Annotated in this window: 25 protein-coding genes; 13 read left to right on the top strand and 12 right to left on the bottom strand. The window is 72.8% G+C overall.

Translation table 11 applies throughout. The features are described 5' to 3' along the window. The first annotated feature begins 332 nt into the window (after nucleotides 1-332). A complete protein-coding gene (locus BLW57_RS37345; protein WP_093480101.1) occupies nucleotides 333-2,060 on the top strand; it encodes a SpoIIE family protein phosphatase in 1,728 nt (575 codons plus the stop codon). A 30-nt stretch (nucleotides 2,061-2,090) separates the two neighbouring features. On the opposite strand, the gene BLW57_RS37340 is transcribed toward BLW57_RS37345, so the two are convergent. After that, a complete protein-coding gene (locus BLW57_RS37340) occupies nucleotides 2,091-2,510 on the bottom strand; it encodes an STAS domain-containing protein (RefSeq protein ID WP_256339708.1) in 420 nt (139 codons plus the stop codon). Nucleotides 2,511-2,626: 116 nt separating this feature from the next. On the opposite strand from BLW57_RS37340, the gene BLW57_RS37335 reads away from it, so the two are divergent. The 3 genes from BLW57_RS37335 (at nucleotide 2,627) to BLW57_RS37325 (ending at nucleotide 4,531) form a co-directional block, all read left to right on the top strand. Further along, nucleotides 2,627-2,974 (top strand): helix-turn-helix transcriptional regulator, encoded by a 348-nt coding sequence (locus BLW57_RS37335; RefSeq protein ID WP_093480100.1) that lies wholly within the window; start codon nucleotides 2,627-2,629, stop codon nucleotides 2,972-2,974. Further along, nucleotides 2,971-3,687 carry a PaaI family thioesterase gene (locus BLW57_RS37330; RefSeq protein WP_093480099.1) on the top strand — a complete coding sequence of 239 codons (717 nt, stop codon included), beginning with the start codon at nucleotides 2,971-2,973 and terminating at the stop codon, nucleotides 3,685-3,687. Before BLW57_RS37335 ends, BLW57_RS37330 begins: the two co-directional genes overlap by 4 nt. A gap of 172 nt (nucleotides 3,688-3,859) precedes the next feature. Further along, complete coding sequence (locus tag BLW57_RS37325; RefSeq protein ID WP_256339707.1) at nucleotides 3,860-4,531, top strand: hypothetical protein; 672 nt, start codon at nucleotides 3,860-3,862, stop codon at nucleotides 4,529-4,531. A 101-nt stretch (nucleotides 4,532-4,632) separates the two neighbouring features. Here the strand turns inward: BLW57_RS37325 and BLW57_RS42650 are convergent, their stop codons facing one another. Further along, on the bottom strand, nucleotides 4,633-4,758 hold the full coding sequence (locus BLW57_RS42650; protein WP_256339706.1) for a hypothetical protein: 126 nt from the start codon (nucleotides 4,756-4,758) through the stop codon (nucleotides 4,633-4,635). On the opposite strand from BLW57_RS42650, the gene BLW57_RS41650 reads away from it, so the two are divergent. Then, a complete protein-coding gene (locus BLW57_RS41650) occupies nucleotides 4,744-5,091 on the top strand; it encodes an SbtR family transcriptional regulator (protein ID WP_176985868.1) in 348 nt (115 codons plus the stop codon). The genes BLW57_RS42650 and BLW57_RS41650 overlap by 15 nt on opposite strands. Before the next feature lie 48 nt (nucleotides 5,092-5,139). Here BLW57_RS41650 and BLW57_RS37315 read toward each other — a convergent pair whose 3' ends face one another. Then, complete coding sequence (locus BLW57_RS37315; RefSeq protein ID WP_093480096.1) at nucleotides 5,140-6,303, bottom strand: hypothetical protein; 1,164 nt, start codon at nucleotides 6,301-6,303, stop codon at nucleotides 5,140-5,142. A gap of 313 nt (nucleotides 6,304-6,616) precedes the next feature. On the opposite strand from BLW57_RS37315, the gene BLW57_RS37310 reads away from it, so the two are divergent. The 3 genes from BLW57_RS37310 to BLW57_RS37300 all read left to right on the top strand — a co-directional run bounded on the left by BLW57_RS37310 (nucleotide 6,617) and on the right by BLW57_RS37300 (nucleotide 8,832). Beyond that, nucleotides 6,617-7,552 carry an SDR family oxidoreductase gene (locus BLW57_RS37310; RefSeq protein WP_093480095.1) on the top strand — a complete coding sequence of 312 codons (936 nt, stop codon included), beginning with the start codon at nucleotides 6,617-6,619 and terminating at the stop codon, nucleotides 7,550-7,552. A gap of 103 nt (nucleotides 7,553-7,655) precedes the next feature. Next, nucleotides 7,656-8,120, top strand: coding sequence for a DUF3592 domain-containing protein (locus BLW57_RS37305; protein ID WP_256339705.1), 465 nt, complete (start codon nucleotides 7,656-7,658; stop codon nucleotides 8,118-8,120). A 64-nt stretch (nucleotides 8,121-8,184) separates the two neighbouring features. Beyond that, on the top strand, nucleotides 8,185-8,832 hold the full coding sequence (locus BLW57_RS37300; RefSeq protein WP_093480093.1) for a hypothetical protein: 648 nt from the start codon (nucleotides 8,185-8,187) through the stop codon (nucleotides 8,830-8,832). A gap of 42 nt (nucleotides 8,833-8,874) precedes the next feature. Here the strand turns inward: BLW57_RS37300 and BLW57_RS37295 are convergent, their stop codons facing one another. Beyond that, entirely contained in the window at nucleotides 8,875-9,627 is a 753-nt protein-coding gene (locus tag BLW57_RS37295; RefSeq protein ID WP_093480092.1) for a DUF3592 domain-containing protein, read from the bottom strand. A gap of 203 nt (nucleotides 9,628-9,830) precedes the next feature. Between BLW57_RS37295 and BLW57_RS37290 the strand changes: the two genes are divergently transcribed. Continuing rightward, nucleotides 9,831-10,622, top strand: coding sequence for a class I SAM-dependent methyltransferase (locus BLW57_RS37290; protein WP_093480091.1), 792 nt, complete (start codon nucleotides 9,831-9,833; stop codon nucleotides 10,620-10,622). A 31-nt stretch (nucleotides 10,623-10,653) separates the two neighbouring features. Here the strand turns inward: BLW57_RS37290 and BLW57_RS37285 are convergent, their stop codons facing one another. From BLW57_RS37285 to BLW57_RS37250, 7 genes are all read right to left on the bottom strand, one after another. Then, entirely contained in the window at nucleotides 10,654-11,442 is a 789-nt protein-coding gene (locus tag BLW57_RS37285) for an AAA family ATPase (RefSeq protein WP_093481104.1), read from the bottom strand. A 43-nt stretch (nucleotides 11,443-11,485) separates the two neighbouring features. Then, nucleotides 11,486-11,752 carry a hypothetical protein gene (locus tag BLW57_RS37280; protein ID WP_093480090.1) on the bottom strand — a complete coding sequence of 89 codons (267 nt, stop codon included), beginning with the start codon at nucleotides 11,750-11,752 and terminating at the stop codon, nucleotides 11,486-11,488. Nucleotides 11,753-11,883: 131 nt separating this feature from the next. Further along, nucleotides 11,884-12,714: an alpha/beta fold hydrolase gene (locus BLW57_RS37275; RefSeq protein WP_093480089.1), complete on the bottom strand. Its 831-nt coding sequence runs from the start codon at nucleotides 12,712-12,714 to the stop codon at nucleotides 11,884-11,886. A 163-nt stretch (nucleotides 12,715-12,877) separates the two neighbouring features. After that, a complete protein-coding gene (locus tag BLW57_RS37270; protein WP_093480088.1) occupies nucleotides 12,878-13,657 on the bottom strand; it encodes an SDR family NAD(P)-dependent oxidoreductase in 780 nt (259 codons plus the stop codon). A 383-nt stretch (nucleotides 13,658-14,040) separates the two neighbouring features. Continuing rightward, nucleotides 14,041-15,597: an FAD-dependent oxidoreductase gene (locus tag BLW57_RS37260; protein ID WP_093480086.1), complete on the bottom strand. Its 1,557-nt coding sequence runs from the start codon at nucleotides 15,595-15,597 to the stop codon at nucleotides 14,041-14,043. Between the two features lie 97 nt (nucleotides 15,598-15,694). Beyond that, nucleotides 15,695-16,426, bottom strand: a complete 732-nt coding sequence (locus BLW57_RS37255; RefSeq protein WP_093480085.1) for a methyltransferase domain-containing protein — start codon at nucleotides 16,424-16,426, stop codon at nucleotides 15,695-15,697. Between the two features lie 34 nt (nucleotides 16,427-16,460). Then, a complete protein-coding gene (locus BLW57_RS37250; protein ID WP_093480084.1) occupies nucleotides 16,461-17,654 on the bottom strand; it encodes a lycopene cyclase family protein in 1,194 nt (397 codons plus the stop codon). A gap of 255 nt (nucleotides 17,655-17,909) precedes the next feature. Here BLW57_RS37250 and BLW57_RS37245 point away from each other — a divergent pair, with 255 nt between their 5' ends. From BLW57_RS37245 to BLW57_RS37230, 4 genes are read left to right on the top strand one after another with little or no spacing between them, the layout of a single operon-like run. Further along, nucleotides 17,910-19,469, top strand: coding sequence for a polyprenyl synthetase family protein (locus tag BLW57_RS37245; protein WP_093480083.1), 1,560 nt, complete (start codon nucleotides 17,910-17,912; stop codon nucleotides 19,467-19,469). Continuing rightward, nucleotides 19,466-21,091, top strand: a complete 1,626-nt coding sequence (gene crtI / locus BLW57_RS37240; protein WP_093480082.1) for a phytoene desaturase family protein — start codon at nucleotides 19,466-19,468, stop codon at nucleotides 21,089-21,091. Before BLW57_RS37245 ends, crtI begins: the two co-directional genes overlap by 4 nt. After that, the gene (locus tag BLW57_RS37235) at nucleotides 21,088-22,125 is read left to right on the top strand and encodes a phytoene/squalene synthase family protein (RefSeq protein WP_093480081.1); all 1,038 of its coding nucleotides are present in this window, start codon (nucleotides 21,088-21,090) and stop codon (nucleotides 22,123-22,125) included. The genes crtI and BLW57_RS37235 overlap by 4 nt, the downstream gene beginning before the upstream one ends. A 5-nt stretch (nucleotides 22,126-22,130) precedes the next feature. Then, the gene (locus BLW57_RS37230; RefSeq protein ID WP_093481103.1) at nucleotides 22,131-23,135 is read left to right on the top strand and encodes a Rieske (2Fe-2S) protein; all 1,005 of its coding nucleotides are present in this window, start codon (nucleotides 22,131-22,133) and stop codon (nucleotides 23,133-23,135) included. Between the two features lie 90 nt (nucleotides 23,136-23,225). Here the strand turns inward: BLW57_RS37230 and BLW57_RS37225 are convergent, their stop codons facing one another. Then, entirely contained in the window at nucleotides 23,226-24,827 is a 1,602-nt protein-coding gene (locus BLW57_RS37225; protein ID WP_093480080.1) for a DEAD/DEAH box helicase, read from the bottom strand. Nucleotides 24,828-24,888 lie beyond the last annotated feature (61 nt).

The raw sequence follows: 24,888 nt of genomic DNA, 5'->3' as shown, positions 1-24,888 counted from the left end.
GCCCAGGAGCGCGCCGCCTCCCGTGCATCCCACATGGCAGCGGGCGCTCGGACGGGTAGGTCGCCCCGTCCCCTCACCCGTAGTTCCGTACGGACCTGAACGCCGGATGCATCCGACGGGGAACCCGTCTCCGCAGCGCCGCCGCGTCGGGCGACGACTGCGCACTCGTCTCCGACCAGCCCGGACCGCCCGTCCACCAAGATCGCCGGACGGCACGGCTGGTTCTTTCGCGACGGCTGGGCATACGAGGGGTGAAGGCGTGGGAGGACAGAGCCGGGCGCCCGGCGGACACGGCGCCGAGGTCACGGGCTCGACATCCAGGAGGCGAGGGCATGACGGGGCAGGACAAGGCGGATGTTCCCGGGGTTGAGTCCGAGGCGATACCCACCGGCCAGATCACCCTGGAGGCCATCGGCGTCGCCGCCTACGCGGTGGACGACCAGGGCCGTATCGTCGCCGTCAACACCGGCGCCGCACAGCTGCTCGGCCGACGCACCGACGAACTGATCGGCCAGGACGCCCACGACCTGCTGCATCGCGGGCCTTCGGGGCAATCGCTGCCCGCGACGCAGTGCAGTATGCGGCAGGCGTTCCACGCCGGACGTCCGGCACAGGCCGACGAGGACTACTTCGTCCATGGCGACGGGTCCCTGCTGCCCATCTCCTGGATGATCACCCCGTACGCCATGGGCGATCACGGAACCGGCGCGCTCGTGGTCTTCCACGGCCTCGACAAGGCGCACGGCACCGGACCGGGCACGGACCAGGCCGCCGAATCGCTGACCGACCTGGAACGGCTGTCCCTGCTCGCCGAGACCACCACGAGACTGACCTCCACCCTCGACGTCGACGAGGCGCTGCGCCGACTGGTGGCACTGCTCCTGCCCCGGCTGGCGGACTGGGTCGTCATCGATCTGATCACCGAGGCCGACGAGGTGTGGCGGACCTCGGTGGTGCAGGCGGACGGTGACGTTCTGGTGCGGCACGAGGACCTCCAGGGACCGATGCCGCCGATTCCCGAGGAGTCGCCGATGCCGCTGTCCCGTGCCCTGCGCGGTGTCGCCTCCACCCTGGCCGGACCCGAGACCTACCGGGGCGCCCCGGACTCCGGCATCGCGGTCGAACAGCGCCGGCTGTTCGAGGCCACCGGAATCCACTCGGCGGCCATCGCGCCCATCCGCAGCACCCGGGACGTCCTGGGTGCCCTGACGCTGGGCCGCGCCCGGAAGCCGGGACACTTCACCGTCGCCGACCTGTCCCTGCTGGAGGACATCGCCCGCCGGGCCGCCCTCGCGCTGGACAACGCCCGCCTCTACCAACGCCAGCGAGCGGTCGCCGAGACGCTGCAGAAGCACCTGCTGCCCCAGATGCCGCGCGTGCCCGGGCTCCAGTTGACCGTCCGCTATCTGCCCGCTCCGGACGCCTCACAGGTCGGTGGCGACTGGTACGACGCATTCACCCTGTCCGACGGGGCCACCGCCCTGGCCATCGGAGACGTCGTCGGCCACGATCTGGAGGCCGCGGCGGGCATGGCTCAGGTGCGCAACATGCTGCGCGCCTACGCCTGGTCCCAGCAGGACACGCCCAGCCGGGTCACCGAGCGGCTCGACGAGGCGATCCACCACATCACCGACGTGGCCATGGCCACCCTGATCTTCGCCCGCCTCGCCCAGACCGCCGACGGACACTGGCAACTGTCCTGGACCAACGCGGGCCACCCCCCACCGCTGCTCGTCACCCACGACGGGCTGGCGGATTACCTCACCGACGGCCACGGCCTGCTGCTGGGCACCGGGGTACACCTCCCCCGCCCGGACGCCACCACCGTGCTGCCACCCGGCTCGACCCTGCTGCTGTACACCGACGGCCTCATCGAAGCGCCCGGCGAGCCCCTCGACGAGGGCCTGCGCCGACTGCGGCAACACGCCGCCGCCCTCGCCCACCGCCGCCTGCCGTCCTTCACCGACCAGCTCCTGCGCCGTGTCCGCCCGCCGGGCCACGACGACGTCGCGCTCCTCGCCCTGCGCATCCCTCCACGAAGCGGTGCGGGCGACGGCTGAACGGCGTGACTCCAGCGGGCGGGCGGTGCCTCACGGCCGGCCGGAGCGCGCACCCGGGTCGGCGAGCAGCTCACGCGCCCCGATGAGGTCGAGCAGCCTCCCGACCGCGGGGCCGGCGGCGGAGACGGTGAGGGTCTTGTGCTGCCGGAGGGCTTGCCGCCGCAGGTCCAGCAGGACGTTCAGACCCGCGCAGTCGCAGAAGTCGAGTCTGGTGAGGTCCAGGTCGAGGCCCTCGGCCGAACCGGTCAGCGCTCGGTGCAGCGCTCGTTGCAGTTGGCGACCGGCGTTCAGGTCGAGTTCGCCGCGGACCGTCGCACGTGTCCATGGCCCGACCGAGGTGTACGAGACGACCAGCCGGCCCGGCGGCAGGGGGCCGGGGCCGCTTCCTCCGTCTCGCGGGAGACAACCTCGCGTCATGAGGGACTTGTGGTACTCGGCCGGCTTCTGCATGGCGCCCTCCGACACCTGGTGGCCAGATTCCCCGGGAGCCAAAATACGTCACCCAATGCGCGAAATAAAGTACGTGTTTTTGAATGCGTGAACCGTGGACCCTTAGACTTGGCGGCATGGACGCAGTGCCCGAGCCACACAGTGGATGGACCTTTCTGACCAACCATGCCCGCGTACTCGCGGCCATCGCGGACGACCACAACGCCCGCATCCGCGACATCGCCGCGCACTGCCGGCTCACCGACCGCGCCGTGCAGAAGATCATCACCGATCTGGAGCAGGACGGGTACCTCTCCCACACCCGCGAGGGCCGGTCCAACACCTACCGGATCGACCCCGGCAAGATCCTCCGCCACCCGGCGGAGGCCGGGCTGGGACTGACCGTCGCCTCGCTCCTGTCCCTGCTCGCCCATGACGAGGCCGGCCGGACGGCGCCGTCCGACGAGGGCGAGGTGGGCGCATGACCGACATCGGGACGATCACGGTGCCGGGCCGGTTGCGGGGCTATCCGGGGGTGGCGTTCGGCGGGTACGTGGCGGGAGTCCTCGCCGGGCGCGCGCCGGCCAAGACCGTACGGGTGGACTTCCGGCGGCCGACGCCGGTGGAGGTGCCGGTGGAACTCACCGGGACCGACGACGGCGGCGCCGTACTGACCGGCGCGGACGGCCTGCTCGCGGTGGCGACGCCCGACGAGGTGCGCCTCGACGTCCCCGAACCGCCCTCCTGGGACGAGGCGTACGCGGCGGCCGAGGCGTACCGCGCGGCTCCGCCGGCAGGTGCCGTGGACTGCTTCGGATGCGGACTCGACCGTACGCCCGACACCGGGCTGCGCCAGCACTGCGGAGTGGTACCGGGACGGGATCTCGTGGCCACCGCCTGGACCGCCGGACCGGCGCTCGCCGACGCCGAGGGGGAGCTGCGGCCGGAACTGGTGTGGGGGGCGCTCGACTGCCCCGGGAACGCTGCGGGCCGACTGCTCGGCAGCATGCGGGAGGGGGCGGTGACGGCGTCCCTCACCGCGCAACTGCTCCGGCCGGTGCCGGTGTCCGCGCGGCTGATCTCGTACGCGTGGGTCGTCTCGGAGGAGGGGCGCAAGCATCGGATGGGCGTCGCCCTGACCACGGCGGCGGGCGACCTCTGCGCCCACGCCTCGGCGCTGTGGGTGAACCCCCGGTAGCGCTCCCGGCCCGCACCGAGGCCACGAAGCCGTCCCCCGCGTGCGCAGGCTCGTCACGAGTCGGCAACGACCCCCCGTCCGCCGCAACTGGTCCTGGCCTGAAATCATCCGTCTCTGCGACAGGCATCAGCCTCGCAGGGGCTGCGACCAGCAGGAGCAGAAGGGGGCCACCGTGGCCAGAAACAGACAGAACGTCCGCCAGAGACCCATCGCCGTTCTCCATCGGACCGTGGTGAGCGCGTCCGCCATCGCCGTCCTGGCGTTGACGCTCACGGCCTGCGATGGAGACGGCGGCACGGACACCTCTTCGGCCGGCGGCCCCACCGCGACGGCCGAGCCGGCGGCGGACGGTACGAAGACCGGCTCCACCACGGCCGGCGCGAAGCCCGCCGCGACACCGACCAGGGCGCCGGGCAGCGCCAAGTCGCCGTCCGCGGCCGCCACTCCGGCACCCGCCGAGCCGGCCGCTCCGAGTGCCGCGGACGGTACCAGCGGCTGCGACCACAAGATGCCCATCTCCCCCGACGAGATCGCGGTCTACCGCTACACCCCCGAGGGCGGTTCCCTCGGCCTGATCGTCAGGTACGGCAACTGGGGCTGTGCTCCCGCCGATTCCGACGGTGCGCCGTTCGAAACCGTGGGCAAGGAGGTCTACCTGCCCATGGACCAGGCCGCCTACGTCACCGCCACCGACCCCATCGTCGCCGGCACGGAGAATCAGCACATCGGGGTCCAGGAATTCCTCGACTGGCTCGAAGCGCATCCCAACAGCGGGTTGGTCTTCAAGTACCACCTGGGCGACGACGGAGCGATCGACCACCTCGACGAGGTGTTCACGCCCTGACCGACGGGCCCGTCACCGCCTTGCCGGACCGCGTGAAGCCGGTCCGGCGGGCGCACTCCCGACCTCCGGCGCGCACACCCGGGTGAGCCGGGCCCGGTACGTCACGCGCGCTGTTTGCCGTCCAGCGCCGTCACCAGCTCCGACCGGCCGTCACCGCCCACGATGAGGGCCAAGTGGTCGTGGTGGTCGCGGCTTTCGACGATCAGACCGTCATGGACGCGCAGCACCTGGATGTTGGCGGCCTCGAAGGTCCGCCGGTCACCCGGTGGTGGACCCGGTGGTCCCACTCGGCGACGAAGCGACTTCGTGGAGGCGCTGGCCGCGGCCGGGGGGGGGACGTCCGATCGGCTCTGCGGGAGTCGAGTACGGCGATCCGGGATCGGCTGGGCGAACTGCTGACCGGAGCCCAGCGGGCCGGGGCGGTCCGCCCGGAGCTGAGCCTGCCGGAGCTGCTCGCCCTGCCGGCCGGCATCGGCAGGGCGATGGAGCAGCTCGGAGCGGACCCCGCCGGACAGGAGCGGTTCTTCGAGGTGGTCTTCGCGGGGCTTCGGCCGCACTGACGAACTACGGTGAGCGTCCGCCCCGCGGGCCCGGGCCCCGGCACCGGCTCACCGGTGGACGTCCTCCGCCACGGTCCTGGTCTCACCGCCGGGGTGCCCGGCGGCCACCAGTGGCGCGCCACCCGCCAGCCGCAGGACGCCGAACGCCACGAGTCCGGCCGCGCCACCGAAAGTGAGGGCGGCTGGCACGTTCTCACCGAGCTTCGAGAACAGATAGACGGGACCCCACACGGTGACGGTGTCGTCCATCGCCATGTGCAGGAGCTGGCTCGCCAGCAGGCCGAGCACGGTGGCGCAGACCGCGCCCACCGCCATCGCGGGAACCGTGGTGCGGGTGAGCAGGCCGGGCAGCAGCCGCAGCGCCCACCACACCACCGCCAGCATGACCACGTCGGCCGCCCGGTACAGCAGCCAGTGGCCGAGCGGCGTGGTCGACGGGCCCGTCCAGCCGCCCAGCAGCAGCCACTGTCGCAGCAGGTCTCCAGGCTCGGACAGCAGCCCCGAGCCGCCGGCCGAGGTCTGGATCCGGGCCGCCACCGACTCGTACGACAGGATCACCAGCGAGAACGCGATCACCGCGGTCCCGGCGCTCGCCGCCAGACGAGCGGCGCGCGGCGGGGCACTCTGCCGGGGCACGGGATCGGTGCCCTTGGCGGTGACACGCGCTACGGCCACGGTGAGCACGGAGGCCACCAGCGCGGCGAACACCACGACCGGCCCGCTCGATGCGGTCACACTCGCCAGCTGCGGCAGGACCCGGAAGCTGCCGCGTCCCATGGAGGCGATCAGCCAGGGTGCGGAGACCGTCACCGCCAGCGTTCCGGCCACCGGCCCCCAGGCCCACAGCGCGAGCAGCGTGGCCGGCGTACGGCCCCGCGTCGGCGGAATCCTGCGGAGCAGAAGCAGCGCGCCCGCCAGGAAGAACGCGAAGACCGCCACGTACCTGATCTGCATGGCGGTGCGGTACAGATCGGCGTACTGGGTGCTTGCGGTCCAGGTCGTCTCCGTGGACCCGCCGGACAGCGGCATGCCCCGGGACGGGTACGCCCAGGGCGCCAGCCAGCGTCGCAGTTCGCTCGCGGACTGGGCGTCGAACACGGTACCAGTTCCGGGCAGTTGCAGTGCTCGCGTGCTGGCCCCCGCCCACCACAACAGCAGTGTGATCAGCAGTCCACCGACCAGTGCCGGTATCACCGCGCGCCGGTACGTCATGTGCTCTCCCCCGCCCAGGCCCCGAGGTGCCCCTCCGGCCGGCTCTCCCGACATCATGGCGGGCATTCTGCCGGTTCCCGGCCGGCCCCGCCTGAGTACACCTACTCAGGCGACACCACTCCCCCGGCCGAACGGCCGGGCCTTCGGCCCGACGGTGCACCCGCAGCGCTCGCAGCGTCCGACCGTCGGGCGGCTCCGGACAGGCCACGCCGGGGCGCGAAGCGGCCCCGCCCACCGTTAGGGCGTGCCGCTCGTGAGGCATACGTCGATTGACGGCTGCGTGATCCGGCAAACTGGTGGATGAGGACGACACATGCGCGACATCTTCGGCGTGGGCGGGCACCGCTCCGCAGCCCTCGCACCCCTGCGTGGGCGGGTCGCGGTCGTGACCGGAGCCGCGCGCGGGGTCGGTGCGGCTCTGGCGAGGCAGCTCTCCGACGCCGGCATGCGCCTCGCTCTGCTGGGACGCGAGGAGGAGACCCTCCGCCGGACGGCGGACTCCCTGCCGAACCGGAGCATGTGTGTGGAGGCCGATGTCACCGACCGCGCCGCGCTGGCGGCCGCCGCCCGACGGGTGGCCGACGAGCTGGGCCCGGCCGACGTGGTCGTGGCCAACGCCGGCATCGCCGCGGGCGGCCCGTTCGCCGATACTCCGGCGGACCTGTGGGAGCGGGTCGTCGACGTCAATCTCGTCGGATCCGCCAACACGGCCAGGGCGTTCCTCCCCCAACTGGCGGCCAGGCATGGCTTCTTCCTCCAGATCGCCTCCACCGCGGCCTTCGGTTCCGCCCCCATGATGAGTGCCTACTGCGCCTCCAAGGCCGGTGCGGAATCCTTCGCCCAGGCCCTGCGCGGCGAGGTCGAGCCCGACCGGATCGCCGTCGGTGTCGCCTACCTCCACTGGACCGACACCGACATGGTCGCCGGCATCGACGAGCATCCCGTGCTCAAGGCCCTGCGCCGCCACCAGCCCGGCTTCGCACGCCGCGTCCACGCACCGGAGCAGGTGGCCGAGTGGCTGACCACCGGCATCGCCCGGCGCGCCCCCTACATCTACGCACCGCCGTGGCTGCGTTGGTGCCAGCCCCTGCGGCCGTTCTTCCCGGCCGTGGTCGCCCGGGTCGCGCGACGCGAACTGCGCACCCGTCCCCGCACCGAACTCGCGGCCGACGTGAGCGTGTTGGGCGAGGGCGGCCGGGCCGACTGGAACTCCTACCGGTCGACGACGCGCCCGCCCACCGAGCCATAGGGCACGTGCGGGGCCACCCATGTTCCGGGGTGGGAGTAAGGCCACCGGGACCACTGGGATAGCGTCCCTCTCACTCCGAACGAGTGAGAGGGGCGTTGTGCAGGTGCAGGCGCGCGGGCGAAAGGCCCGCCGGTGGATCATCTTCGGGACGATCGCGTTCGGGTCGGTGTTCCTGGTCATCGGACTTGTCCTCGCGGGGCAGTCGATCTCGCTCCTGAGCGACGCGAAGCGCGCCCAGGGAACGGTGGTCGACCTGGAGTGGCGGAAGGACCACAGCAGTTCCTCCCGGCGGAACCGGAGCGACGACCGGCCCGCGGCGTACCCGGTGGTCGAGTTCACACCGGCGCAAGGCACACCGACGCGGTTCCGCAGCTCCACGGGTGCCAACCCGCCCTCGTACGAGGTGGGTGAGCGGGTCGAGGTGCTCTACCGCGCTGACGCCCCCGAGGACGCGCGGATCAACGGGTTCGCCTCTCTCTGGCTGCTGCCGCTCGTCTTCGGCGGGCTCGGGCTGCTGGCCGCGGGGATCGGCACGGTCGTCGCGCTGGTGACGCGCAGACGGAGCTAGTGCCGGTCGCGGGGACGCGTTCGCACCGGCCGACGGCACAACGAAACGTAGACGGAGGAAGACCTTGTCGTTCCTGTCCTTTCCGCCCGAGGACCTGTTCCCCGGCGAACACATAGTCCTGCAGAAGAACGCCAACGCGGTGATCGACGTGCGGGAGTCGGGGCTCTCCCGGTTCGCCTTCGACGACCTGATGTGGCTGGTCGGCATGGACGGCAAGGAAGCCATCGGCGGCCGCGCCTTCCTCACCAATTACCGGCTGGTGTTCAAGGCACACTCGGTCAACCGTATGCGCGGCTCGTTCAGCGTCTTCCTCCCGTCCGTCCTCGACGTCCGCAACAGCTCCGTCGCCGTCACGCGGAAGGCGACGCTCACCACGGCTCTGCAGGAGCTGACCCTGGTGCTGTGGGGGGTGCCCCGCTTCATCGACGCGGTGCGCACCGCCTGCACCACGCTCGGCGCCGAACAAGTGCGGCAGCTCATCCCCCTGGTGCTGGCCGAACCGTGGAAGGCAGGCGACGGGCTGAAGACCGCCGTACGCCTGGAGCAGCTCAACAGGGTGCTGAACATGGCGAGAGGCGGGGCGGAGTTCGACGCCGAGCGGCTGGCCGCAGCGGTCGCCGGTCTGATCGACGGCAGCTGCGGGCGTACGGACACCGCGGTCGTCCTCGGCGTGGTCGACCTCCTCCGCAGCGCGTACCGCGGCGGCCTCTAGGCCACCGGGCCACCGGGCCACCGGGCCGTGATCGGCCGCGGGTCACCACAGCACTCCGAAGATCATCACGACGCCGACGAACAGCCAGAACAAGGACCCGAGGATCAGCACGACGACCCGGCCCAGCACGAACGGCAGCCAGTCCGCGTGTATGGCCCGCCAGGACGCCTGCGGGTCGTACAGCACGTGGATGCGCTGCCGGTTCCGCTTGCAGGAGTACGTACGGTCGGCGCCCTCGACGGTCGTGTACCGGTACACGACGTTCTTCTTGCCCTCCCTGCCGACGGCCTCGGCGAGAACGGTGATGCCGCGCCGGGCCAGCACGATCCGGCGGAAGGCCTCCTGCACGCCCGTGAACAGCATGGCGGCGCCGAACAGGAGGGGCAGCAGACCGATGATCACTCCGACCACCCGCGCTCCGTGCGAGCGGGTCACCCACACCGCGTACCCGATGTAGCCGAGCGCCAGAAGTGCGAGCAGGGCCCCGCTGACGTAGAGGACCGGGTCGCGCGGCGCGCTCGTGTCGGTGACCACGGCGCGGCTGGACGGGTCCCGTTTCTCGGGCAGTACGGAGCTCAGGGCATCGACGAAGGCGGTGGTGGCCGTCGGGTTGTCTCCCTCGACGCGGTGGACCGTACCGTCGGTGAGCACGATCTCGACGGTCCGGGCCTCCGCGGCCCGGACGGCCTCGATCGCGGGAAGCGGTATGTCGACCTGCTGGCCGGAGCGGGTGATGCGGACGCCGTCCGAGTCGAACTTCGCGCTGGAGCGACGGCCGTTGAGAATCTGCGACATGATCGAATGACGATCGGGATCGGCCGAAGGTTGTCCTGGTCCCGCACGGAACTCGCCCTGCCCGCGTTCGGGTTCGCCGCCATCCGGGGGACACCGCCGCCCGTCGCCCGCCCGCCCCTCGGAACTCACGCCGACACTGGTGCATCGCGGCTCGGCCGCCGGCACACGGGGCCCCTTCTGACGAGGGGTGGGAAGGAGTTGCAGTGGAGGGCGGGCACTACGGCGAAGACCTCTTCCCCCCTGACCGGGCCGGGGAGGCCGAGCGTATCGACTACGGCGCCCTGGCCTACGACACGGTGAGCCGGGCGCGCCTGGCCGCCCTGGGCGTCGGCCCCGGGTGGCGCTGCCTCGACGTGGGCGCCGGCACCGGGACGATCAGCCGCTGGCTGGCCGAGGAGGCCGGCGCCGACGAGGTGCTGGCCCTCGACCGCGACCCCCGATTCGTGCGCCCCGCCCAGGACAGCGGGCTGCGGACGATGGCCGGGGACATCACCGACCCGGCGCTGGACCCGGGCCGGTTCGACCTGGTCCACTGCCGATTCGTCCTGATGCACCTGCCCCAGCACGCGGAGGTGCTGGCGCGCCTGGCCGGCTGGGTGGCCCCGGGAGGCTGGCTGGTCGTCGGCGACGCCCTCGACCTGACCACCGCCGACTCGCCCCACACCGCCTACCGGCGGGCCATGGAGGCGATGTGGCAGGTGCTGCGGGACACGATCGGAACCGACATCACCTGGATGACGGACTATCCCCACATCCTGAGCCGGCTGGGGCTGGCCGACGTCGGCGCCGAGGTCGTCCTGCCCCCGCTGACCGTCGACGCCCCCATCACCGCGTTCTGGAAGAACACCTGGCTGAGCATGCGCGACGCCCTCGAATCCGGCAGCGCACTGACGGCGGGCGAACTGGACGACGCGCTGGACTACCTCTCCTCACCCTCGCTCGCCGACCTCTCCCCCGGCATGATCACCGCCTGGGGCCGCCGGCCCGGACCGTGAACCGCGGCCGCCGCGGCTCCTGCCTCGGCGTTCAGTACCAGCTGTGGGGGCTCGCCTCGGTCCCGCCCGTGCCCAGCAGGTTCTTCAGGAACCGGCCCGGTGCTTCGAGGAACTCGCGGGTCAGACGGACGGGGAGAGCCTGCTCGAAGGCGACCCGCTCCAGTCCGCCGTCGTCGGAGATCTCCAGGATGGTCGCGCCCGGGAGGGCGAGGAGCACCGGCGAGTGGGTGGCCACCAGGAGCTGGCTGCCCTGCGCGGCGAGTTCGTGCATACGCGCCAGAAGGGCGAGGCAGCTCTGGACGGAGAGGGCGGCCTCCGGCTCGTCCAGCAGATACAGTCCCGAGGGTCCGAAGCGGTGGGTGGCCAGATCGAGGAACGCCTCTCCGTGGGATCGCTCGTGCGGGGACACTCCGCCGTAGGCCGGCAGCAGTGGCCGTCCTCCGGCCGCGTCGAGCCGTTCGATCTCGCTGGCCACGTTGTAGTAGGACTCCGCCCGCAGGAAGAAGTCGGTGCGCGGCTTGCGGACGTCCCAGGCCAGGATCAGGTGCTCACCCAGCTCGGATTCGGTGGCGCGGGTGGCGAACCTGAAATTGCGGCTGCCGCCCTCCGGGTTGAACCCGGCGGCCACGGCGATCCCTTCGATCAGCGTCGACTTGCCGGCACCGTTCTCCCCCACCAGGAACGTGACCCCCGGCGGCAGGGTGAGCGCCCCGGAACGCGCCAGCCGCCGCACGGCGGGAAGGCTGAAGGGGTAGCGGCTGTCGTCGACGCCCGGGGTCAGCCGGATCTGCCGGATGAACCTGCCGGGAGCGGACGCCATCGGGAACACACCACACTTCACGGGCCGGGGTTGCGCTTCGCCGTCACGCTACAGCCCCTCCCGCACCCACGGGGTGTGCGGCTCGGTCACGCAGGGTCCTGGCGAGTACGGAGCCGAGCACGATGAGGGACAGGCCGCCCCATGTGTCCTCGAGGACGAGGACGGCGATCCCCACCGGAACGAGCAGGCCGGCCAGGGGCAGCAGCAGACCGGAGAGCCGGGGCTCCTCGGCGACCGGTTCCCCGTGCTCCCGCAGGACCCGGGCCCGGACCACCTTCGGGTACCAGTCGGTGAAGCGAATGGCCGCCACGATGGCCCAGTATCTGGATGATCCAGCCGGAGAAGACGATCCAGGGAGACATCCCGACGATCGGGCTCTCCAGGACGCGGTTCGGGCCGGTCGCGCCGTGCGGACTGTCGCTGTCGCTCACTCCGGTGTGTTCAGGACTCGAGGAACGCCAGGATGTCGGGGTTGACGGTGTCGGGGTGGGTCGACAACATCCCGTGCGGCAGCCCGTCGTAGCTCTTCAGCGTGCCGTCGCTGAGGAGTTTGACCGACAGCGGCGCGGCGTCTTCGTACGGGACGATCTGGTCGTCGGTTCCGTGGGCCACGAGGACAGGGACGTCGATCTGCCGGAGGTCCTCCGTGAAGTCGGTCTCGGAGAATGCCTTGATGCACTCATACTGGGCGTTGGCAGCGCCCGTCATTCCCTGCCGCCACCAGTTGTCGATCAGCCCCTGCGACACGTTCGCTCCGGGACGGTTGAAGCCGTAGAACGGCCCCGTGGGAACGTCGATGTAGAACTGGGCGCGGTTGGCGGCCAGGGCCGCCCGGAACCCGTCGAACGTCTCGATCGGCAGGCCGCCCGGGTTGGTGTCCGACTTCACCATGATCGGCGGCACCGCGCTGACGAGCACGGCCTTGGAGACGCGGCCCGGCTTGGCGCGGGCGACGTAGCGCGCCACCTCACCGCCGCCGGTCGAGTGCCCGATGTGGCAGGCCCCCCGCAGATCGAGCGCGTCGGTCAACGCGGTCACGTCGGCGGCGTAGGTGTCCATCTCGTGGCCCGTGGCGGGCTGACCGGACCGACCGTGTCCACGACGGTCGTGGGCGATGACGCGATAGCCGTGCGACAGGAAGAACACCATCTGGTTGTCCCAGTCGTCGGCGCTCAGCGGCCATCCGTGGTGGAAGACGACGGGCCTGCCGTCGCGGGGGCCCCAGTCCTTGTAGAAGATGACCGTGCCGTCGTCGGTGGTGACCGTACCCATTGCCGTACCTCCGCTCGACCGCGCGTACCTCGGTGATGGCTGACTGATCGGACGCGCGCAACCGGCGAATGCGCGCGTGGGGGCGCGAGATCATTCGCGGGACTTCGTTCCCGCATCACGCTACGCGGGGGCCGAAGGCGCTGCATCTTCGCACCGCGGCCGGTCACCAGGTCGGGATGAAGCCACCGTCGATGATCACGTCACTTCCGGTGATGTTGCGCGAGAGGTCGCCGGCGAGGAAGAGGATCACCTCGGCGACCTCCTCCGGGCTGGAGAAGCGGCCCGTGACGGTCGAGGCGGCGGCCTGCGCGACCACGTCGCGCGGCTTGACGCCGGCGGCCGCGGAGATGGTCTCCGCGACACCTCCCTCGGCCAGCCAGAGGTCCGTCTGCACCGGACCAGGACTGACGGTGTTGACGCGAATGCCCTGCGGACCGACCTCCTTCGACAGGGCCTTGGAGAAGGCCACCACCGCGGCCTTGGAAGCGCTGTAGTCGATCACCATGGGGTCGGGCAGGGTCGCGTTGACGGAGGCGACCGTGACGATCGAACCCTGCCGGGCCTCCGCCATGAGCGGCAGGGCGGCACGGGTGACCCGTACGGTGCTGAGCAGGTTGATGTCGAGGACGTGCTGCCAGTCGTCGTCGGTCACGGACAGGAAGCCGCCGGTGCGGGCCGGCGCGGCACCCACGTTGTTCACCAGAACGTCGACGCGGCCCTGTGCCGCCTCGACGAGTTGCTCGGCCCCCGTCGACGTGCCGAGGTCCACGGGCACCCAGGTGACCGTGCCCTGCTCGACCAGGGCGTCGAGTTCGCGAGTGGAGGTGCGGGAGCCGGCGACGACCGTGGCCCCGGCTCGGGCGAGGGCGCCGACGGCGGCCAGTCCGATGCCCTTGCTGGCACCCGTGACGACGGCGGTGCGTCCGTCCAGGCGGGAGTTCATGGGTGCTCCTTACGACGGTGGCGCGCGGGCGCGGTGAACCCTAGAGGTAGGTACCAGCCTGCGACGCCGTCACCTGTCACGGCGAGTCGAGCGCGGCCCGTCGAGCCGACGACGGACCGCACCCACTCTCGCTGCCGGCTTCCCGGCCGGTGCTGGTGGGCTGTCCGACCGTGACGGTGACGCTGGCGCCGTACCAGCGGTGCGCGGGGCCTGAGCGGTCGTCGGGCTCAGGCCACCGGCCCTTCGAGGGGTCCGCGCGAATCGCGGCGGAGGTGACGCCGGCGAGGTGCTCGATCTCGCGGGCCGTGCACAGGCGGCGGGGCTCCGGCTCGACGGCCTGGCGGTCGACGTGGGCGGTGACGCACCGGCCACGCCGGGTCCGGTCAGGCGCTCCCCCACCGGGCAAGCGTGCGCAGCACGGGACCTCGTCCCCGGTCCGGTACCGTCCAGAGCGTCTGCCCCCGCACTCCCCACCGCTCCAGCAAGGCGTTCGCGGCGAGGAACCCGCTCGTGGCCGCGCGTTCCATCAGGGCCACCGGCAGGTCCGTGCGGACGAGGTCGCCCGCCAGGACGAGTCCGGGTTCGGGTGTGCGTACGGGCGGCCGGTCGAGGTAGCCGCCCACGGGGAACAGCGGGCAGTCCTCCCGCCATTCGTGGCGGACGTCGACGGTGCCGGCTTCGCGGGTCTCCGGGTACACGCGGTGCAGCTGCTCGATCAGCCGCTTCTCCTCGACGTCGCGCGCGGCGTCCGGCCGTACCGCGTACGCGTGGAGTTCGACGACCGAACCACCGGTCCGCGCCGCCCACCGGGCCGCGTCGTCCTCGTAGCGTTCCAGGACGCTGATGTTGTCCAGGCCCCCGTACCCGCTGGTGCCGAGGAAGCCGGGCCGGTCACGGCGCACGGGGCGGTCCAGCCAGAGGCGGGTGACGAGGAACGGCGGCGCGTTGCGCAGGCGTCGGACGCTCTCGCGCCACTGGCGGTCGCCGAGACGCTCCGAGCTGCCGATGAGGGAGCGCAGGCCGGAGGCGTCGAGTGCGAGCACGACGGTGTCGTGACGCCGTTCCCCGCCCGCGGCGGTGAGCACGTAGCCGCCGTCCGGGGTGGGCGTGATGTTCTCGACGGGTGTGCCGGTCCGTACGTCGGCGCCGTGCCGCCGCACGTAGTCGGCCAACGGTTCCCACAGGGCCGCCTGGAACGGGGCTCGGGGGACGTCGAACAACAGTCCCTCGGCGGACCCGAGGAAGTAGATGTGGAACATCAGCACCATCTCCGCCGCCGACAGCTGCCGCGGGTCGGCGAAGAAGCTGCGGGAGAAGACCTCGAAGGCCAGGTGGCGGGCCATCGGGGGAAAGCGGACGGCTTCGAGGAAGTCGTGGGCGCTGGTGCGGTCGAGGCGCGCGTACACCTCGGGGACGCGAACGTCCAGCAGAGGAAGGGCCGCGACCGGGTTCATCGCGCGCAGGTCCCGCAGGCCGAAGGACGGGCTGAGTGCGACGAAGCCGAGCGCGGACCACGGCGGGGTGCGCGGGACGTGGCGGAAGCTGTCGCGCATGCCCTCGCTGTGCCGCAGCGGGTAGTCCGGGAGCCCGGTGAGGCGTTCGAGCCGGGGGTCGGTGCGGCGCAGCAGACCGCGGAGGTTGTAGTACTGGCGGAAGAAGGCGTGGAAGCCGCGGCTCATGGTGGTGGAGGAGCCGTCCGCGAGGTCGATCGGCCATCCGCCGGCGCGTCCGCCCAGGCAGGGCTCGCGCTCGTACAGGGTCACCGCCACCCCCCGTTCGGCCAGTGCCGTGGCCGCGGCCAGTCCGGCGATGCCCCCTCCCACGACGGCGGTCGTGGGGCGGGGGCCGGTGACGCGCGCGGTACCCGGGCGTGCCGGCAGCAGGCGGGCGCGGCGATCGCGGCCGCGGCGGGAGCCGTCGGGCCGGCGGGCGGCGTTCATCGCGCCGCCCGGCGCGTACGGTCGGCGCGGTCGGCGCACGTCCCGCCGCGTACCGGGGGTGCAGCGGCCGCTCGTCCCGTGGCCTGACCGGAGCGGTTCATCGCGCCTCCCGCGGCACCGAGTCGGCGCGCCGGGCGACGAAGGTGTGCGCGATGCCCGTCTGCCAGCCCGGCAGCGGTAGCGTCCTGACCTGTTCGAAGCGCGCGGCACGCAGCCGTTCGGCGAACCGGTGTGCGGTGTCGAACTCGACGACGCTGCGCCACAGATGACGGTAGAGCCCGCCGTCTCCGAGCACGGTCGCCACAGGCTGGACGATGCCCCGGCAGACCGCTGTCCACACCGCGCGGTCGACGGGCCGGCCGCTGAGCGTGTACTCGTGCACTCCGAGCCGTCCGCCCGGCTCCAACAGCGCGCTCACCGTGCTCAGTACGGCGTCGGGGTCGGCGAGGTTGCGGAAGAGGTAGGCGGCGAAGACGGCGTCGAAGGGGCCCCGCACACCGGCCTGGGCCAGGCGCTCCGCCGGCGCGTGCACGAAGGACACATCGGCCGCCCAGGGCTTGGCCGCGGCGCGTTCCAGCATGCCGGCGGAGGCGTCGACGGCGGTGATGTCGGCGGCCGGCAGCGCGGACCGCAGCGCGGCGGTCGAGGCACCGGTGCCGCAGCCGAGGTCCAGCACGCGCAGCCCTTCGCCGTGTCCGGGCAGGCCGAGTCGGCGCACCGAACGGCGCAGGTGTGCGTGGTATCCGGGGTTGGCGGCCACCAGCGTGTCATAGCTGCGGGCGGCGTGGTCGAACGCCGTGGCGAGGCTCTCGTCGTGCAGCAGGGTCATGCGGTCTCCAGGAAGGCGGGGTGCGCGGAGGGGGTCAGGGCTGGTCGAAGGGGCGGCGGGGCAGGACGGGCAGTTCCAGCGCGGATCGGAGCATGGGACCGACCGGCGTGCGCAGGCCGATGGTCAGGTCCTCGGTCAGGCGGGTTCGGCCGTCGAGGAAACGCAGGAGGCGGTTCATGGGCAGGCTCGCGAACAGCCGCGAGAAGAGCGCCGGGCCGTCGACCCGACCGCTGTCCAGGGCTCGCAGCAGTACGGCGTCCATGGCCCGGGAGCGTGCCGAGTGGGCGGGTGGCGGGACGGGACGGCGGCCCCGTCGCAGGGCGGCCGCGATCGACCGTGTCTGTCGCTGCAGTCCGGCGAAGGTGTACCCGGTGGACGGGCGGGTGGCGCCGCCTGCGGTGCCGATGCGGAAGACGGACTGCCCCACCTGTCGCGCGACCGGGCCGTCCGTCATCGGGATGACTCCGGTCTCGGTCGAGATCACCTCGATGTCGCCGAGCCGCAGGACGTCCTCGGCGTAGTGCCGTACGGCGTCCTCGTAGCCCTCCGCCGTCAGGACGCGCGGGGAGAACTCGGTGTACTCCACCAGGGCTTCGCTGGGGCTCATGGGCAGCACGTAGCCGAAGGAGAGGCCCTGGTCGGGCTGGGGGGTGCGAAAGTCCATCAGCTCCGCGGTGTCGCGGTCGAAGACGGGCTGGTCCGTGCGGACGAACCAGCCGTGGAAGTGCTGGAGCAGGGTGGTGCGGGCGGCCGGGACGCTGTGCAGGGGGCGCGAGTCGAACACCCATCGGGCGTGCAGGACGCCCGGCCGTCCGTCGGCCGTCCGGAAGCGGATCTGGGCTCCCCCGCTGACGTCCTCCACCGTTTCGACGGTCGCTTCCCGGCGCCGCACGTTGGGGCTGAGCAGCAGGTCACGGTCGACGAGGGCTTCGAAGTCGGTGGACCGGATCAGCTTGTAACGCAAGGGGGAGATGTCCCCGGTGACGGGCGCGCCGGTCGACGGGCGCACCCGGAGGGAGCGCCAGCTGGCGGTGACGGCGGCTTCGAAGCGGTTCATGCCGCTCTCCCAGAAGCACCACGTCCGCCGCGGAGGGCGCAGTGGTCCGGGAGGGGCGTCCAGCAGGACCACCGAGGGCATGCGTCTGCCGGGCAGGTGCCCCGACAGACGGTGCGCCAGGGAAAGGCCGGCCGCCCCCGCCCCGACGATCGCCACATCCGTCCGCTCCACGACGGCTGCCTCCCTCTGCTGTTGCGGCCCGCTTCTGTGATCGCGCACCTGGCCGATGTTCCCGCCCGTGTGCCCCTTCGGATGCGGGTCACTCGAATGCGACAGGCGATCGTCGCCGAGTCGGGCGAGTCTGGAGGGAATGTCATGCGCCGTCCGCCCGCCGCGCTTCGGCCCCCTCTTCCGCATCCGTTCGCGGAGCGCGGAGCGAATGCCTGCTCAACGGAGCTGTCCGCGATCAGGACGAAAGGAACCGCGATGCGTCCGACACAGGCGACGGACCACCATGAGGCCGGGCCGCCGCCCGCCTTCCGACTGGTCGCCCTGGCCCGCTCGCCCGTCCGGGAACGCTCCGGCGGTCCCGGTGGGTCGGACGGCTCCCACGGGTCTCCGGCGTCCGACGCCGCACGGGGCGGGCCGTCGGCCGACCGCCCGGAACCGGATCGACGCGGTGGGCGGGACGGGTCCGCGGGGGCCCGTGCCGCCGACCGGGACGTGCGCGCGGCCGTGAGTCGCGTCCTGGATCAGGAACTGGCCGAACGGCTGGAGCGGTCCCGGGCCGTGGACCCGGTCTTCGCGGACGACCTCGCCCTGCGGGTCGCGCACTTCACCCAGCGGGGTGGCAAGCGCGTCCGCTCGCAGCTGCTGTGGTGGGCCATGCGCGCCTGCGGCGGCGGTGACGACACGTCGGCCGTGGCGGCCCTGCGGCTGGGAGCCGCGGTGGAACTCCTGCAGACCTGCGCGCTCGTCCAGGACGACGTGATGGACCGTTCGCCCCGCCGCCGGGGCAGGCCGGCGCTGCACGCCGACATCGGTGCCCAGTACGGCGCGGCCGTCGCGCCGGATCGTGCCGGGCGGTTCGGGGAGGCGGCGGCGGTCCTCGCCGGGGATCTCGCTCTCGCCTGGGCGGACGACCTGGTCGCCGGGACGGCGCTGCCGGCCGGTACCGGGCACCTGGTGCGGCGGCTCTGGGGAGATCTGCGGACGGAGATGGTGGCGGGCCAGTACCTCGACCTCAAGGGGCAGATCACGGGCTCCCGCTCACTGCTGCGGGCGCTGCGCTCCGCCTGCCTCAAGAGCGCGCTGTACTCGGTGGAGCGCCCGTTGGCGCTGGGTGCGGCGCTGGCGGGGGCCGACGAGGCCACGACGGGCGCGCTGTGCTCGGCCGGCCGCCGTATCGGCATGGCCTTCCAACTGCGGGACGACGTCGGCGACGTCTTCTTCGACGGCGAGGAGACCGGCAGGCCGGCGGGCGGGGACATCCGCGAGGGCAAGTCGACGTGTCTGACGGCACTGGCCCGGGCCCGGGCGGAAGCGGCCGGGGACCGCCTCGCCCTGACGGTGCTGGAGCGGGCGCTCGGCAAACACGATCTGTCGCCGGCGGACCTCGAGGAGGTGCGCGACATCCTGCGGCGCACGGGGGCGCTGGCGACCGTCGAGGCGAAGGCCGGCCGACTCGTCGCTCAGGGCCTGCGCCGTTTCGACGCCGTCCCCCTCGACCCCGCGGGCGCGGGCCGGCTGAGGGATCTCCTCGTGGCCGCGGCGGGCGGCACGCAGCTCGGTCCGGCCGGCCCGCCCGAAGGAGCCCCGGCGAACCGTCCGGGCGCCCGTGCGCAGGGATCCCCGCCGAACGGCGCGACCGCCGACCCGCACCCGTCCGCGGCGAGCGCTTCGGCCGGCCGCCCGCACGCGTCGCCGCCCGACGGTCAGGCCGCGTCCACGACGACGGGTCCGGCCACCCGCGCCACGGCCCCCGCACCGCATCACGGCACACCCCTGTCCCTGGTCGCCTCGCACTCGGAGGACTCCCGCGCATGAACCGCGTCCTGCCCGGCCGCAGCGATCACGTCGTCGTCGTGGGCGCGGGACTCTCCGGACTGTCGGCCGCCCTGCATCTGCTCGGCGCGGGCCGCCGCGTCACCCTGGTCGAGCGTGACCCCCTGCCCGGCGGGCGTGCCGGGCGGCTGGACCTCGCGGGCTATCGCCTGGACACCGGTCCCACCGTGCTGACCATGCCCGAGCTCGCCGACGAGGCCTTCGCGGCGGTCGGCGACAGCCTGTACGACCGGGTCGACCTGATCCCCCTGCACCCCGCCTACCGAGCCCTGTTCGCCGACGGCAGCTCCCTGGACGTGCACACCGAGGGCGAGGCCATGGCCGCGGAGGTGGAGCGCTTCGCGGGCAGCGCGGAAGCGGCGGGCTACCGGCGACTGCGGGCGTGGCTGGAACGGCTCTACCGGGTGCAGATCCGCCGCTTCATCGACGCCAACTTCGACTCCCCGCTGGCCCTGCTCAACGGCGACCTCGCACGACTGGCGGCACTCGGAGGGTTCGGCAGGCTGGACGCGCGCATCGGCCACTTCCTGCGCGACGAACGGCTGCGCCGGGTGTTCTCCTTCCAGGCCCTGTACGCGGGGGTGCCGCCGGCCCGGGCCCTGGCGGCGTACGCGGTCATCGCCTACATGGACACCGTCGCCGGCGTGTACTTCCCCCGGGGCGGCATGCACGCGCTGCCGCGGGCCATGGCGGACGCCGCCGCCGACGCGGGCGCCGATCTCCGCTTCGGGCAACGGGTGACACGACTCGAACGCTCCGGAGAGCGGGTCACGGCGGTCGTCACCGACCAGGGGCGGATCCCGTGCGACGCCGTCGTCCTCACCCCGGACCTGCCCGTCGTCTACGGTCTGCTGGGTCGTCGGCCCCGCCGCCCCCTGCGGCTGCGCCACTCCCCCTCCGCCGTGGTGCTGCACCTGGGCACCGACCGCACCTGGCCCCGACTCGCCCACCACACCATCTCCTTCGGCCGGGCCTGGCGCAGCACCTTCGACGAACTGACCCGCCAGGGCAACCTGATGAGCGATCCCTCGCTGCTCATCACCCGGCCCACCGCCACCGATCCCGGGCTCGCTCCAGCGGACCGGCACCTGCACTACATCCTCGCGCCCTGCCCCAACACCGACCTGGGACCCGGCGCACGCGCCTGGACGGACCTCGCGCCTCGCTACCGTGCCCATCTCCTACGGGAGTTGGAGCGACGTGGCCTCGACGGCATCGAGGCCGCCATCGACAAGGAGTGCCTCGTCACCCCGGCCGACTGGCACGCGCAGGGCCATGCGGCCGGCACCCCGTTCTCGGCTGCCCACACCTTCGCGCAGACCGGCCCGTTCCGCCCGCGCAACCTGGTGCGCGGCACGGAGAACGCCGTCCTGGCCGGCTGCGGCACCACCCCGGGTGTCGGCGTACCGACCGTGCTGCTGTCGGGAAAGCTGGCCGCGGCACGGATCACCGGCGTCGCCCGGCCCGCCTCCGCCTCCCCGCACACGTCGTCGCGCACGTCGTCCTCGCGGCCCGCACCGGGGTCGTCACCGCACCCGCCACCGCCGGCCGCCTCGTCACCGCCGCCCGCCTCGTCACCGTGCACGAAGGAGACCGCCGTATGACCACCCGTGAACTCTCGGCGGCAGGCATCACGGACGAGACGCTGCGCGAGGCCTACCGCCGATGCCGGGCACTCAACGCGCGCCACGGCAAGACGTACTTCCTTGCCACCCGGCTCCTGCCGATCGAGCGCAGGCCCGCCGTGCACGCCCTGTACGGCTTCGCCCGCTGGGCGGACGACATCGTGGACTCCCTCGACCCGGACTTCGACGCCGGCCGGCGGGTGGCGGCGCTGGCCACGCTGTGGGAGAGCCTCGCCGACGGACTGCGCAGCGGGCGCAGCCGCGAACCGGTCGTGCTCGCCCTGGCCGACACCGCTCGCCGCTACGACATCCCCCACCGGCACTTCGGCGACTTCATGGCCGCCATGAGCGCCGACCTGGTCGTCACCGACTACCCCACGTACGCCGACCTGCGCGGCTACATGCACGGTTCCGCTGCCGTCATCGGACTCCAGATGCTCCCGGTCCTGGGAACCGTCGTGCCCCGTGCGGAGGCCGCGCCGCACGCGGCCGCCCTGGGCGTGGCCTTCCAGTTGAGCAACTTCCTCCGGGACGTGGGCGAGGACCTCGACCGGGGCCGGGTGTACCTGCCCGCCGATCTGCTCGACTCCCACGGGGTCGACAGGGCGCTGCTCCACTGGAGCCGGGACACCGGCCGTACCGACCCGCGTGTCACCGCCGCGCTGAAGGACTTCGAGGCGCTGACCCGGGGCGTGTACCGCGAGGCGCTACCGGGTCTCGCCATGCTGGATCCCGTGTCCAGGCCGTGCATTCGTACCGCGTTCATCCTGTACAGCGGCATCCTCGACGCCGTCGCCCGGGACGGGTACACGGTGCTGCACCGCAGGGCCGTGGTTCCGCGCCGACGACGCGCGGTGGTCGCCGCCGACGGGCTCTTCCGGGTGATCGCGGCCCGGCTGCGCGCACGCGAGGACGCCCGCCGCACCCACCGCTCCGCCGGCGCGGTACCAACACCGCCGACCGCCCTGTCCACGGAGTCCGTACGACCGCACACACATCAGGAGGTCGCGTGAACCCCATGCGGCCGGGACGGCGGAGCCGCCTCCCGCTCTCCCTGCGCCGGCAGCCCGTCTCCTGGGAGCGGCAACGCCCCACGTGGCGCGAAGCGAAGCCCGCGTTGATCGCCGACGCGCTCAAGCGCGCCCAGGCACGCCCGTCGGGCAACTGGTACGTCGTCGGCGCCTCGCGCGGTCTGCGGGACGACCGTCCCCTCGCCCGTACGGTGGCGGGACGCGAGGTGGTCGTCTGGCGTGCGGCCGACGGCCGTCCCGCGGCGGGCCCCGGGATCTGCCCCCATCTGGGCGCGCCGCTGAAGGACAGTCCGGTGCGCTGCGGCACCCTCGTGTGCCACTGGCACGGTCTGAGCCTGGACGGCACGCCGTTCGCCGGGTGGCAGCCGCTTCCGGTGCACGACGACGGGGTCCTGCTGTGGGTACGGCTCGACGACATCGGGGACGAACCACCGCTGGACGCCCCGGTCCTGCCCCCGCGTCCCGACCTCGCCCGTTCCCTCAGCGCGGTCTACGTGGGCACGGGCGTCTGCGAACCCGAGGACGTGGTCGCCAACCGGCTGGACCCCTGGCACGGTGCCTGGTTCCACCCCTATTCGTTCGTCGACCTGACGGTGGTGGACCAGCCGGAGAACCCGGGGGGCGCGGAGGACGGCTTCACCGTCGACGTCTCCTTCAAGGTCGCCGGCCGGCTGGTCGTTCCCGTGCGTGCCGTGTTCACGGCGCCCGAGCCCCGCACGGTCGTCATGCGCATCACCGACGGGGAGGGGCAGGGCTCGGTCGTCGAGACCCATGCCACCCCTCTCGGTCCCGACGGCCGGGGCCGCCCGCGCACGGCCGTCGTCGAGGCCGTCGTCGCCACGTCCCACCGCCGGGGGTTCGCGATGGCGCGCCGCGCGGCCCCGGCTCTGCGTCCTCTCGTACGCGGTGCCGCGGGACGCCTGTGGCGCGACGACCTGGCGTACGCGGAACGACGCTGGCACCTGCGCTCCACGGGACGGTTCCCGGGCTGACGGCCCACCGACCGCGAAGGTCACCGGGAACGGGCGAGCGGTCCGGTCCGCGCTGCGTGAGCGGGCGGACCGGACCGCTCGGGCACATCCCTAGGAGGAGGTGCGGCGGCCGCCTCGGCGGTCGGAGCCACGGCCGACCGCGCCTGCGGCACCGCCCGTGGCCCCGCCGCCGCCCGTCCTGCGGGGGGAACGGCGGCGGCCGGTCGCGGAGGTGCCACCGGCCGCTGCCGCCCCGGCGGCGGCCCGGCGGTCCGTTCCCCGCTCCCCCGTCCCGGCAGCCGCGGCCGTCGCCGCCTTGGCCGCGCCGCCGCTGCGGCGCCGACGACCGGGCCGGGCGCCGGGCTCGGTGCCGGCCTTGCGGTTCGGGCGGGACGCCGCGGGTGCGGTCGGCTGGGGGATCTCGATGGTCACGGGCACGCCGGAGGGCTCGCGGGCGCCGGTGATGGTGATGAGTGCCGTGTCGCTCGACTTGACGCGGGCCGCCCGGGGGCGGATGCCCGCGTCCGACATGAGCCGCGTGACGTCCCGCTTCTGCTCCGGGAGCACCAGGGTGACCACGCTGCCGGAGCCGCCGGCACGGGCCGTACGGCCGCCCCGGTGGAGGTAGTCCTTGTGATCCGTCGGCGGGTCGACGTTCACGACGAGGTCGAGGTCGTCGACGTGTATGCCACGGGCCGCGACATTGGTCGCCACCAACGCGGTGACCTGGCCGTTCTTGAACTGCTCCAGGGTGCGGGTGCGCTGCGGCTGCGAGCGGCCGCCGTGGAGCGCCGCCGCGCGGACGCCGACGGCCAGGAGCCGCTTGGCGAGCCGGTCGGCGGACCGCTTGGTGTCGAGGAAGAGGATGACCCGGCCGTCGCGGGCCGCGATGCGCGTGGTGACGGCCTTCTTGTCGGTCTCGTCCTGGAGGTGGAGCACGTGGTGCTCCATCGTGGTCACCGCGCCGGCGGACGGGTCCACGGAGTGCACCACGGGGTCCGTCAGGAACCGCTGCACGAGACGGTCGATGTTGCGGTCCAGGGTCGCCGAGAAGAGCATGCGCTGGCCGTCGGGCCGCACCTGCTGGATCAGCTTGGTGATCTGCGGCAGGAAGCCCATGTCGGTCATCTGGTCGGCTTCGTCCAGCACGGTGATGCGTACGGCGTCGAGCACGCAGTCCCCGCGTTCCACGAGGTCGTTGAGGCGGCCCGGAGTCGCCACGACCACCTCGGCGCCGCGCCGCAGCGTGCCGGCCTGCTTGGTGATGGACAGCCCGCCGACCACCGTGGCCAGCCGGAGGTTGACCGCCGTCGCGTAGGGGGTCAGCGCGTCCGTCACCTGCTGGGCGAGTTCGCGGGTGGGCACCAGCACGAGGGCGAGGGGTGCCTTGGGCTCCGCGCGCAGGCCGGCCGTGCGGGCCAGCAGCGCCAGCCCGAAGGCGAGGGTCTTGCCGGAGCCGGTCCGTCCGCGTCCCAGCAGGTCACGGCCGGCGAGCGAGTTGGGCAGGGTGGCGGCCTGGATGGGGAAAGGGGTGGTCACGCCCTGCGCGGCGAGGGTCTTCAGCAGCCCTGCGGGCATGTCGAGACCGGCGAAGTCCTCGACGGCGGGAAGCGCGGGCGTCGTGCTTTCCGGCAGCCGGAATTCCGTCGGCGCCGACGAGGACGGTGGGGGTGACGAGGCTCGCCGGTTCGACTTCTGGGGCCTGCGGGACATGCGGTTGTCTGCCTTCCTGGAAACAGCACAAACCGGGATCCGCACCATGTCGGTGCGGACC

It is taken from the genome of Streptomyces sp. 1222.5 (assembly GCF_900105245.1).
GTDB lineage: Bacteria > Actinomycetota > Actinomycetes > Streptomycetales > Streptomycetaceae > Streptomyces > Streptomyces albidocamelliae.
This window is presented reverse-complemented; position numbering and strand designations above follow the sequence as displayed.

Bases quoted from the DNA above. Each gene is read 5' to 3' on its own strand.
- BLW57_RS37345 (WP_093480101.1), top strand. From the start codon at position 333: ATGACGGGGCAGGACAAGGCGGATGTTCCCGGGGTTGAGTCCGAGGCG.
- BLW57_RS37340 (WP_256339708.1), bottom strand. From the start codon at position 2,510: ATGCAGAAGCCGGCCGAGTACCACAAGTCCCTCATGACGCGAGGTTGT.
- BLW57_RS37335 (WP_093480100.1), top strand. From the start codon at position 2,627: ATGGACGCAGTGCCCGAGCCACACAGTGGATGGACCTTTCTGACCAAC.
- BLW57_RS37330 (WP_093480099.1), top strand. From the start codon at position 2,971: ATGACCGACATCGGGACGATCACGGTGCCGGGCCGGTTGCGGGGCTAT.
- BLW57_RS41650 (WP_176985868.1), top strand. From the start codon at position 4,744: ATGGACGCGCAGCACCTGGATGTTGGCGGCCTCGAAGGTCCGCCGGTC.
- BLW57_RS37315 (WP_093480096.1), bottom strand. From the start codon at position 6,303: ATGACGTACCGGCGCGCGGTGATACCGGCACTGGTCGGTGGACTGCTG.
- BLW57_RS37310 (WP_093480095.1), top strand. From the start codon at position 6,617: ATGCGCGACATCTTCGGCGTGGGCGGGCACCGCTCCGCAGCCCTCGCA.
- BLW57_RS37295 (WP_093480092.1), bottom strand. From the start codon at position 9,627: ATGTCGCAGATTCTCAACGGCCGTCGCTCCAGCGCGAAGTTCGACTCG.
- BLW57_RS37285 (WP_093481104.1), bottom strand. From the start codon at position 11,442: ATGGCGTCCGCTCCCGGCAGGTTCATCCGGCAGATCCGGCTGACCCCG.
- BLW57_RS37275 (WP_093480089.1), bottom strand. From the start codon at position 12,714: ATGGGTACGGTCACCACCGACGACGGCACGGTCATCTTCTACAAGGAC.
- BLW57_RS37270 (WP_093480088.1), bottom strand. From the start codon at position 13,657: ATGAACTCCCGCCTGGACGGACGCACCGCCGTCGTCACGGGTGCCAGC.
- BLW57_RS37260 (WP_093480086.1), bottom strand. From the start codon at position 15,597: ATGAACGCCGCCCGCCGGCCCGACGGCTCCCGCCGCGGCCGCGATCGC.
- BLW57_RS37255 (WP_093480085.1), bottom strand. From the start codon at position 16,426: ATGACCCTGCTGCACGACGAGAGCCTCGCCACGGCGTTCGACCACGCC.
- BLW57_RS37245 (WP_093480083.1), top strand. From the start codon at position 17,910: ATGCGTCCGACACAGGCGACGGACCACCATGAGGCCGGGCCGCCGCCC.
- crtI (WP_093480082.1), top strand. From the start codon at position 19,466: ATGAACCGCGTCCTGCCCGGCCGCAGCGATCACGTCGTCGTCGTGGGC.
- BLW57_RS37235 (WP_093480081.1), top strand. From the start codon at position 21,088: ATGACCACCCGTGAACTCTCGGCGGCAGGCATCACGGACGAGACGCTG.
- BLW57_RS37230 (WP_093481103.1), top strand. From the start codon at position 22,131: ATGCGGCCGGGACGGCGGAGCCGCCTCCCGCTCTCCCTGCGCCGGCAG.
- BLW57_RS37225 (WP_093480080.1), bottom strand. From the start codon at position 24,827: ATGTCCCGCAGGCCCCAGAAGTCGAACCGGCGAGCCTCGTCACCCCCA.